At 75.0% G+C, this 10,069-nt stretch carries 6 protein-coding genes; 2 read left to right on the top strand and 4 right to left on the bottom strand.

What is annotated here, in order from left to right; genetic code table 11:
- Positions 1 to 89 precede the first annotated feature (89 nt).
- Positions 90 to 1,019 (top strand): proline dehydrogenase family protein, encoded by a 930-nt coding sequence (locus ACFV0G_RS26250; protein ID WP_380552768.1) that lies wholly within the window; start codon positions 90 to 92, stop codon positions 1,017 to 1,019.
- A gap of 116 nt (positions 1,020 to 1,135) precedes the next feature.
- Here the strand turns inward: ACFV0G_RS26250 and ACFV0G_RS26245 are convergent, their stop codons facing one another.
- The 4 genes from ACFV0G_RS26245 to ACFV0G_RS26230 form a co-directional block, all read right to left on the bottom strand.
- Positions 1,136 to 1,510: a hypothetical protein gene (locus tag ACFV0G_RS26245; protein WP_380552765.1), complete on the bottom strand. Its 375-nt coding sequence runs from the start codon at positions 1,508 to 1,510 to the stop codon at positions 1,136 to 1,138.
- Positions 1,511 to 1,533: 23 nt separating this feature from the next.
- Positions 1,534 to 5,364: an RHS repeat-associated core domain-containing protein gene (locus tag ACFV0G_RS26240; protein WP_380552762.1), complete on the bottom strand. Its 3,831-nt coding sequence runs from the start codon at positions 5,362 to 5,364 to the stop codon at positions 1,534 to 1,536.
- Positions 5,361 to 6,089, bottom strand: a complete 729-nt coding sequence (locus ACFV0G_RS26235) for a WXG100 family type VII secretion target (protein ID WP_380552759.1) — start codon at positions 6,087 to 6,089, stop codon at positions 5,361 to 5,363. The genes ACFV0G_RS26240 and ACFV0G_RS26235 overlap by 4 nt, the downstream gene beginning before the upstream one ends.
- A 156-nt stretch (positions 6,090 to 6,245) precedes the next feature.
- The gene (locus tag ACFV0G_RS26230) at positions 6,246 to 7,442 is read right to left on the bottom strand and encodes a TerD family protein (RefSeq protein ID WP_380552771.1); all 1,197 of its coding nucleotides are present in this window, start codon (positions 7,440 to 7,442) and stop codon (positions 6,246 to 6,248) included.
- A gap of 191 nt (positions 7,443 to 7,633) precedes the next feature.
- On the opposite strand from ACFV0G_RS26230, the gene pepN reads away from it, so the two are divergent.
- On the top strand, positions 7,634 to 10,069 hold a 2,436-nt coding region (gene pepN / locus ACFV0G_RS26225; RefSeq protein ID WP_380552756.1), incomplete at its 3' end, for an aminopeptidase N.

Here is a 10,069-nt window from a genome sequence, read left to right as displayed (position 1 = left end):
GGGCCGCCCCGGCGGGCGCCGCCCCCAGACCGCCCCCTCCAACAAACCCCCCCTCTCCACCACTCCGGAAGAAAGCCCAGGAGTCACCGATGCTCCGTTCCGCCCTCCTCGCCGCGTCCCGCTCCCCGCAGGTCCGCACCGTCGTCGAGAAGTTCCCGCCGACCCAGGCCATCGTGAAGCGCTTCGTCGCCGGCGACGTCCTCGACCAGGGCATCACCGCCACGGACGAGCTGGTCGCCACCGGCCGCAAGGTCACCCTGGACCACCTCGGCGAGGACACCAAGGACGCCGGCCAGGCGGCCGGCACCGCGGAGGCGTACGAGCACCTGCTGGCCGCACTCAAGGAGACCGGTCTCGCCGCCAACGCCGAGGTCTCGGTCAAGCTCTCGGCGGTGGGGCAGTTCCTGCCCGCCGACGGCGAGAAGATCGCGCTGGAGAACGCCCGGCGGATCTGCGAGGCCGCCGCCGCGGCCGGCACCACGGTGACCCTCGACATGGAGGACCACACCACCACCGACTCCACCCTGGAGATCGCCCGCGAGCTGCGCGCCGACTTCCCGTGGCTCGGCGTCGTCCTCCAGGCCTACCTGCGCCGCACCGAGGCCGACTGCCGCGACCTCTCCGGCGCCGGCTCCCGCGTGCGCATCTGCAAGGGCGCCTACAAGGAGCCCGAGTCGGTCGCCTTCCAGGGCAAGAAGGAGGTGGACCTCGCGTACGTCCGCGCCCTCAAGGTGCTGATGGCGGGCGACGGCTACCCGATGATCGCCTCGCACGACCCGCACATGATCCGCATCGCCGGCCAGCTCGCCGAGTGGAACAAGCGCGACACCGACAGCTTCGAGTACCAGATGCTGTACGGCATCCGCCCGGAGGAGCAGCTGCGCCTCGCCGAGGCCGGCAACACCATGCGCGTCTACCTGCCGTACGGCCAGGAGTGGTACGGCTACTTCATGCGCCGCCTCGCGGAGCGCCCGGCCAACCTGGCGTTCTTCCTGCGCGCGATGGCCTCCCGCGGCTGACGCACCATCGGCTGCGGGGATTCACGGAGGGGACGGGCGTGTGGGTGCCCGTCCCCTCCGGCACGTCCGCGTCCCGGTCGTCCCGGGGCGCACCGGCCGCGCCGGGCGACGGGCGGTCAGCGCCACTCGCGCACGTCGCGCAGCTCCCCGGTGCTCAGGTCGGGCCGCCCCCACAGGTCGCCGGCCTGCGTGGCGTACACCGCCACCAGCTGCCCCTCGGCGTCCCGGTACGCGGTGTGGTAGCCGATCCGCCAGGAGGGCTCCGGCACCGGCGGCGGGGCCAGGCGCAGCCGCTCCCGGCCGTCCGCGTCGAGCACCAGCGCGTTGCTCGGCCGGGCCGGGTTGCCCTCCGGCTCCTCCACGACCAGCACGCCCGGCGGGTCCGCCAGCGCCACCACCGAGGCCGGCGGCCGCTCGAACGTCCGCTCCCCGGTGCCGTCCGCGCCGGTCCAGCGGACGGTGCGCCGCCCGGGCTCCCAGTCGATGTCCATGGCGGGTCGCCCTCCTGGTCGGGTCACGAGATCTCGACGGGATCGCCGATCGGGATCAGTCTGGCACGGTCGGCGAAGTTCAGGATCTCCAACTGGGTGGCCCCGCCGGGCAGGTGGCCGAGCAGCGGGTCGTCCTGCGGGCCGATGACGCTCTCCTGGATCCGGATCGGGTCGCCGTGCGTCGGGAACGCGTAGCGCTGCACCAGCGACACGTCCGGCTTCCAGTCGGTGCGGATCGCCAGCTGGTTGCGGACGAAGGCCTGGTTCGGCACCGTCTCGAAGGTGCCGAAGCCGCCCGGCCGGGAGACCGGCTGGCCGCGCGAGATCACCATGTTGAACGTCTCGCCGGGCCGCGCCAGCCGTGAGGTGATCGGCGAGCCGGGCACGTTGGGCGGCTCCCGCAGCGCCGGCGGCAGCGCCGCCCGGGCGTGCGGGGACAGGCCGAGGGGGTCGGTCCAGGTCTGCGGGTCGGCGACGTAGGCGTCCGGGTTGGGGGCGGGGGCGAGGCCGAGCGGGTCGGGGCTGGTGTAGCGGGCGGTCTCGGGGTCGTAGTAGCGGTGCAGGTTGTAGTGGAGGCGGGTCTCCGGGTCGAAGTACTGGCCGGGGAAGCGCAGCGGGGTGTAGGTGGTGCTGTCGGCGGGCCAGGTGGTCTGGCCCCACAGGGACGCCGTGGTGCGCCAGGCGACGGTGTCGGTGGCGGGGTCCACGAGTTCGGTGGGGGTGCCGACCAGGTCGGTGACGACGGCGAAGAAGCGCCGGTCGACCTCGGCCCGGCCGGGGGTGGCGATGGTCTCGGTCTGGGCGAGCGGGTGGAGCCCGTGGTGGTCCCAGCTGAGGGTGTGCGGGCCGGGGAGGTAGGGGGCGCGGGTGGTCTGCTCGGCGAGGGTGGCGCCGTCCCAGGTGAAGTCGGTCTGCTCGGCGACGGTCTCGCCGTCGGGCGCCAGGCGCTGCTTGGCGATCCGCCGGCCGAACGGGTCGTAGCGGTAGCGCCAGCGGGTGCCGTCGGGGGTGGTGACGTGGGTGAGCCGGTCCTCGGCGTCCCAGCCGTAGTGCCAGCTGTCGGGCTTCTTCGAGAGCCGGGTGACCTGGCGCAGGACGGTGCGGCCCGCGGCGTCGTACGCGTAGCGCACCCGGCCCGCGGTGGTGAGTTCGGTGCCGGTGTAGCCGCGCGGGCCGACGGCGGCCCGGGCGCTGCCGGTGGCGGGCCACTCGGCGTCGGTGAGGTTGCCGGCCGGGTCGTAGGCGTAGCGCTCGCTCCACCCGGCGGCGGTGACCGCGGTGACCCGCCCGGCCCGGTCGCGCTCGAAGCTGCGCTCCCCGGCGAGCAGGTCCTCGGTGCCGGTGAGCCGGCCGTCGGCGCGGTAGCTCCAGCCGCGCTGCTGCAGCACGCCGCCGGGGGCGGTGAGCCGGTGGCCGGTCAGCCGGTGCCGGGCGTCCCAGGTGGCGGTCAGGGTGAGGCGGTCCGCGTAACTGCGCGCCACCTCGCGGCCGGCGGCGTCGTGGGTGAAGCCGATGCCGCCGCCGGGGGTGTCCAGCGCGGCGGGCCGGCCCGCCGCGTCGTACGTCCAGGCGCTGGTGTGGCCGGCCGGGGTGGTGCGGTGGGTGGGACGGCCGAGCGCGTCGCGCCGGTGGGTGAGGGTGCGGCCGTTGACCGTCTCGGTGAGCAGCCGGCCGAGTGCGTCGTGGGTGCGGGTCAGTTCCGCGTCCGGGCCGGTCGCGCGGGCGAGGTTGCCGGCCGCGTCGTACCCGTAGCCGGTGGTGCTGCCGTCGGCGTCCTTGGCGGTCAGCCGGTCGAGCAGGTCGTACTGGTACCGGGTGCGCCGGCCGAGCGGGTCGAGGGTGCCGGTGATGCGGCCCGCGGCGTCGAACTCGTAGGCCAGGCTGCGGCCCTGGAAGTCCTTCTCGCCGACGAGCCGGCCGGCCGGGTCGTAGCGGTAGGCCCAGGTGCGGCCGAGCGCGTCGGTGACGCCGGTGAGCTGGAGGTGGGCGTCGTGGCTGAACTCGGTGCGGGCGCCGTCCGGGCCGGTGCGGGCGGCCAGGGTCTCGAAGTGCGTGTACTCCCACGTGGTGGTGGAGCCCGCCGGGTCGGTGTGGCTGAGGCAGTTGCCCTCGCCGTCGTACGTCCAGGTCTCGGTGGCGCGGTCCGGGGTGGTCCGGGAGGCGGGGCGGCCCTCCACCGTCCAGCTCAGCCGGGTGGTGTGGCCGAGCGGGTCGGTGACGGCCGTGGTCCGGCCGAAGGCGTCGCGCTCGTAGCGGGTGGTCGCGCCGGCCGGGTCGGTGACCTCGACCGGCAGGCCGGCCGCGTTGCACCGCAGGCGGGTGGTGTGGCCGAGGGCGTCGGTGACGGCCGCGAGGTGGCCGGCGCCGTCGTACCCGAACGCCGTGACGGCGCCGGTCGGGTCGGTGAGCGAGGTGTGCCGCCCGGCCGCGTCGTAGGTCTGCCGCCAGATCGCGCCGCCCGGTTCGGTGACGGTCTCCGGCAGGCTCAGCGAGCCCGCGTAGGTGATGTCGGCGCGCCCGCCGTCGGGACGGGTGACGGTGACCAGGTCGCCGGCGCCGTCGTACGCGTAGCGGGTGGTGCGCCCCAGCGGGTCCGTCTCGGCGAGCAGCCGGTCGTACGCGTCCCGCTCGTAGCGGGTGGTGTGGCCGAGCGGGTCGGTGACCGCGGTGATCTGGCAGTGCTCGTTGACCTGGTACGCGGTGGTGCGGCCGAGTGCGTTGGTCTCGGTGTGGGTGCGCAGGCCGGTGGCGGGGTCGGCCTCGCCGTAGCCGAAGCGGAAGTGCAGCGTGCCGTCCGCGCCGCCCTCCTCGGTGACCCGGTCGAGGGCGTCGTAGGCGTAGAGGTACCGGGAGTCGTTGCGGTCGGTCCAGGACAGGATGCGGCCGCCCGCGTCGTTGGCGAAGCGCATCGGCTTGCCGGAGGAGTTGTAGACGCCGGTGAGGTGGCCGTCGGTGTAGCCGTAGCGCACCAGCAGGGCGTCGCGGCCCGGGCCGTCGCCGTCGGCCAGGCGCAGGGCGGTGATCCGGCCGGCGTCCACGGTGGCGAGGAGCGTGTAGCCGCCGGAGTGGGTGATCGAGACGGGGGCGCCGTCCTCGTCGTAGGCGAGGTCGTAGTGGCGGCCGTGCCGGTCCCGGACCCGGGTCAGCAGGGCGATCTGCCCGCCGGGCCGGGTGGTGAACTCGCGGACCAGGCCGTCGGAGCGGTCGGTCAGGGTGTACCGGCCGGTGGCGGGGTCGACGTCGTGGTCGCGGCGGGCGCCGCCGGCGGACGCCTGCACGGGGTCGCCGGGCTCGGGGTGCGGGTAGGCCTGGACGGTGCGGTCCGGGCAGAGGTGGACCACGCCCTCCTCGTCGAGCTCCAGCCGCTCGTCGAAGGTGCACACCCAGCGCGGGCCCATCCACCGCCCGGCCAGGTACCCGGACTCGTGGCAGCGGGTGAAGGCCAGCCGCAGCGAGCCGGGCAGGGCGACGTCGACCTGGTCGATGTACATCCGGCCGGTGGCCATGTCGACCGGCTCGCCGCCGCCGCAGACCGCGTCCTCGCGCCGCCCCGCCTGCCGCGGGTGCGCGACCTGTCTGCGGCCCTCGCCGCCGTGCGTGCCGCCCCGGCCGCCGCGCCCGCCGCCGCTGCCGGAGCGCGGGTGGGGCAGGCCCTTGCCGCCCTCGCCGTGAAGGATCTTCTCCAGGTCCTTCGCGTGCCGGGCGTCGATCTCGCGGGTGTTGTGGGCGACCTTCCGCAGGTTGTCGCCGGCCTGCCGGTACAGCTTGTGCACGGCCTTGCCCGCGTCGTCCGCGAGCGTTCTGCCGAGTTTCTGCGCCCCGTGCTCCAGCGCTCTGACGATCTGGTTGCTCACTCGAAGCTCACCCCGGCGAGCTTCGAGCGGAACGCCTCCGCGTGGCCGGCCACCGTCTCGGCGTGCCGGTGCATGGTCTCGGCGTGCGCCTCCAGGGCCTCCGGGTGGATCCGGAAGCCCGTCCCGGCGCCGCCGCCCCCGGCGGAGACGCCGAGCGCGGACTCCGCGGCCTGGAAGACCAGTCCGGAGACCGCACGGCCGACCACCTCCACCAGCGGGTCCACGGCGGCCTCGACCACCTGCCCGATGATGTACTGCTCCAGCTGCTGCTCCAGGAAGTTGACCAGCCGCTTCGCGGCCTCCTCGATCGCCACCAGGGCCGCCTCGGCCGCGCCGAGCGTCGCCACCGCCGCGGCCTGGTCCGCCACGAACGCCGCCGCCAGCGCGACCAGTTCGGCGATCGCCTCGACCTTCATGCCGACGATCACGTCGGCGGCCACGTCCAGCGCGGTCGCCACCACGTGGCAGGCCTGCACCAGTTCGGTCATGTGCGAGTCGGACATCGCCGACCACTTGGCCAGCAGCGCCTCGTAGGACGCCCCCTCGTACGCCTCGGACAGCGCATGGATGGTCGCCGTCGAGTCCCGGTGGGCCTCGTCCACCCGGTCGGCGAACTCCCGGACGTGCGAGGCGAACTCACGGACCTTGTCCTCGTTCACCGTCGGCCAGTTGATACCGATGAAGCCGAGGAACGACACCACCTCGCCGGGCAGCTCGATCGCCATGACAGGACCTCCCCCGAAGACGGCGCGCGGGCACGACCGTAGGGGAGCCGGGGGCGCGGGAGAACCCCGGGACCGGAATCCGGCCGACCTTCACCGAAACCGCACCGAACGGGCCGCAGGGTCAAGAGAAGGTCATGCCGGGCCGGGAGGTGCGCCTCAGAGCATCTTCGCGGCCGGATCGACCATGCCGCGCGCGGTCTTGGCGTCCACGTACTCGCCGATGGCGGTCATCACCCACTCGCCGCTGTACTGCCGGACCAGCTTGCACATGGCGACACCGGTGCGCGGCTCGGCGTGCGTGAGGTCGAAGCGGACCAGCTCCTGGCCGCTCCCGGCGTCGACCAGCCGGCAGTAGGCGTTCTTGATGTCGGTGAACTTCTGTCCGGAGAACGAGTTGACGACGAAGACCAGGCCGCAGACCTCGGCGGGGATGCCGTCCAGGTGCACGGTGATCGACTCGTCGTCGCCGGCGCCGGCGCCCGTCAGGTTGTCGCCCGAGTGGGCGATGGCCCCGTTGAAGATCGACAGCTTCATGAACCAGGCCGTCTCCAGCCGCTTGCGCTGCGCGTCGAAGGCGATGCAGGAGGCGTCCAGGTCGACGTTGCGGCCGTGGCCGGCCGGCTCCCAGCCGAGGCCCATCCGGACGGCGGACAGGAACGGCTTGCCGCCCTTCTCCAGCGACACCGAGCCGCCCTTGGTCAGGCTGACCCGGCCCTTGTCCAGGGTCACCTTGGTCATCGACGGCGCGGCCGGGGCGGGCGGCGCCGCGGGCATCGGCGGTGCGGCGGAGACCGGGGGAGCGGCCGGGGCGGGGGGCACCGGCGGAGCGGCCTGCACCGGCGGCGCGGCGGCCGCGGCCGGCTCCGCCACGTTCACCCCGAAGTCGGTGGCGATGCCGGCCAGGCCGTCGGCGTAGCCCTGGCCGACCGCGCGCACCTTCCACGCCGGACCGCGCCGGTACACCTCGACCACCACCAGCGCGGTCTCCCGGGTGAGCCGCGGCGGGGTGAAGGTGACCAGGACCTCGCCGGTGGCGGCGTCCCGGACGGTGGCGGTCGGCTCCGTCCCGGCGAAGGTCGCACCGGCCTCGTCCAGGCTGGCGGTGACCACGATCCGGTCGATCCCGGCCGGGACGGCCGCGGTGTCGACGGTGATCGCGTCGGGGCTGCCGGCGGCGGACGGGCGGTGCGTGACGCCCGGGCCGTTCGGTGCGTTGAAGAACACGAAGTCGTCGTCCGAACGGACCTTGCCGGCCTCGGTGAGCAGCAGGCCGGAGACGTCCAGGGCCTTCGGGGCGGTCACCTCGACCGTCACCCGGGCCGCGTTGATCGGGGCGTTGCCGCCCTGGGTCAGGACCGTCGTCACGGTGCTCCTCCTCGCTCCCTCGGCCGCCCGGGCGGGGCCGGCCGTCCCCGGTTACAGCGCCCCACCCTAGGGCACCGCGGCGCCCCGCCGGCCGTGACCCGCGGTCGGCGGACACGGCCGGCGGACGCCGTCGGCGAAACGGGCTTGTCCGCTGCCGCGGGCTGGGAAACCATGCGGGAATGCCAGCTCTGCAACGAACCGAAGCCGTCGAGCGTGCCTGTCTGATCGACGTGCGCTCCACCACCGTCGCCCTGGACCTCACCCGCGGGGACCGGCTCTTCCGCAGCACGACCGTGATCCGGTTCGGCTGCGCCGAGCCGGGCGCCGACTCCTTCGTGGACGTCGAGCCGGCGGCCCTGCTGCGCGCCGAACTGAACGGCCGTCCGCTCGACGCGGCCGGCCTGGACGGCAACCGGCTGCACCTGCCCGCCCTCGCGGCCGAGAACGAGCTGCTGGTCGAGGCCGACATGGCGTACTCGCGCACCGCCGAGGGCCTGCACCGGTTCACCGACCCGGCGGACGGCGCCGGCTACGTCTACGCCTCGCTCGGCCCCGACCTGGCGCCGCAGGTGTTCGCCTGCTTCGACCAGCCCGACCTGAAGTCGCCGTTCGCCTTCACCGTCACCGCGCCCGACGACTGGACGGTGATCGGCAACGGCGCCGCCGCCCGTGCGGCCGACGGCCGCTGGGAGATCGCCCCGGTCGGCCCGATCTCCACCTACCTGGTGACCGTGGTCGGCGGCCCGCTGCACGCCGTGCACGCCGAGCACGACGGCATCCCGCTCGGCCTCTACGCCCGCCGCTCGCTCGCCGCCGAGCTGGAGCGCGAGGCGGACGAGCTCTTCGAGGTCACCCGCGCCTCCTTCGACCGGCTGCACTCGCTGTTCGCGGAGCGCTACCCGTTCGGCGGCTACGACCAGGTCTTCGTGCCGGAGTTCAACTGGGGCGCGATGGAGAACCCCGGCTGCGTGGTGTTCCGTGACGAGATGCTCTTCCGCTCGGCGCCCACCGACGACCAGCGGGCGATGCGCGCCATGGTGGTCTGCCACGAGATGGCGCACATGTGGTTCGGCGACCTGGTCACCATGGAGTGGTGGGACGACGTCTGGCTGAACGAGTCCTTCGCCGAGATGCTCGGCTACCGGATCGCCGCCGAGTCCACCCGCTACACCGGGGCCTGGACGTCCTTCGCGGCCGGGCGCAAGGGCTGGGGCTACGACGCCGACCAGCGCCCCACCACCCACCCGGTGGCCGCGACCGCGACCGAATCGGTCGCCGAGGCGCTGGGCAACTTCGACGGCATCGCGTACGCCAAGGGCGCCTCGGCGCTGCGCCAGCTCGTCCACTGGCTCGGCGACAAGGCGTTCTTCGCCGGCCTCAACGCGTACTTCGCCGAGCACCGCTGGGGCAACGCCTCGCTCGCCGACTTCCTCGGCGCGCTGGCCGCGGCCGGCGGCCGCGACGTGCCCGAGTGGGCCGACCGGTGGCTGCGCACCACCGGCGTGGACGTGCTGCGGATCGAGACCGGGCCGGACGGCGACGCCCTCGCCTCCGCGGTGCTGGTCAACGAGGGCAGCCGCCCGCACCGGGTGCGGATCGGCGTGTACGACCGGGTGGACGGGGCGATCGCGCTCCGGGAGCGGCTGGACGCGGAGGTCGGCCCCGGCGGCCGCACCCCGCTGCCCGAACTGGCCGGCGCCCCGCGGCCGGCCCTGCTGCTGCCCAACGACGGCGACCTGACCTGGGCCCGGATCCAGCTCGACGAGCACTCCGCGCAGACCGTGGCGGCCTCGCTGTCCGCCGTGCCGGACGAGCTCGCCCGCGCCGTGCTCTGGGAGCACGCCCGGGACCTGGCCCGCTCGGCCGCCCTGCCGGCCGCCGGCTACCTGGGGCTCGTCACCGCACACCTGCCCGGCGAGTCCTCGGACGCCGTCGCCGGGGCGGTGCTCCGCTTCGCGGCCGACCACGTCATCGCCCGCTACCTCGCCCCGGCCGACCGGCCGGCCGCGCTCGGCCGGCTCCACGACGCCGCCCGGGCGCTGCTGGAGCGCCCCGACGCGGGCGAGAGCCTGCGGATCGCCGCGCGCCGCAGCGCGGTGGCGACGGCCGCCGGCGACGAACGGCTCGCCGGGCTCGCCCGCTGGCTGGACGGGCAGGACCTCCCGGACGGGCTGCCGTTCGACGCCGATCTGCGCTGGTCCGCGCTGGCCGTGCTCGCCGCGGCCGGCGCCGCCGACGAGGAGCGGATCGCCGCCGAACTCGCCGCCGACCCCAGCGACACCGGTGAGCAGGGCGCCGCCCGGGCCCGGGCCGCACTGCCCGGCGAGGCGGCCAAGGAGGCCGCCTGGGAGCTGATGTTCACCCCCGGCGCACTCTCCAACCACCTGCTCTCCGCGACCGCCGACGGCTTCTGGCGCTCCGGCCCGCCGGACCTCCAGGAGGCCTACGTGCGGCGCTACTTCGAGCAGATCCCGGAGGCCGGCGAGCGCGGCGGCGCGGTCGCCCGGGCGCGGCGCCGGGGGCTGTTACCCGCGGGGTGGGGCCCCCCCGCCACCGCGGGGGGGCGGGGGTCGGGGGGTGGCGGGGGGTCGACGGGGGGAGCCAGGCGTTGCGTG

The sequence above is a fragment of the Kitasatospora sp. NPDC059571 genome (genome assembly GCF_042735675.1).
Taxonomy (GTDB): domain Bacteria; phylum Actinomycetota; class Actinomycetes; order Streptomycetales; family Streptomycetaceae; genus Kitasatospora.
The sequence above is the reverse complement of the archived record's forward strand: the minus strand, read 5'-3'. Positions and strand labels throughout refer to the sequence as shown.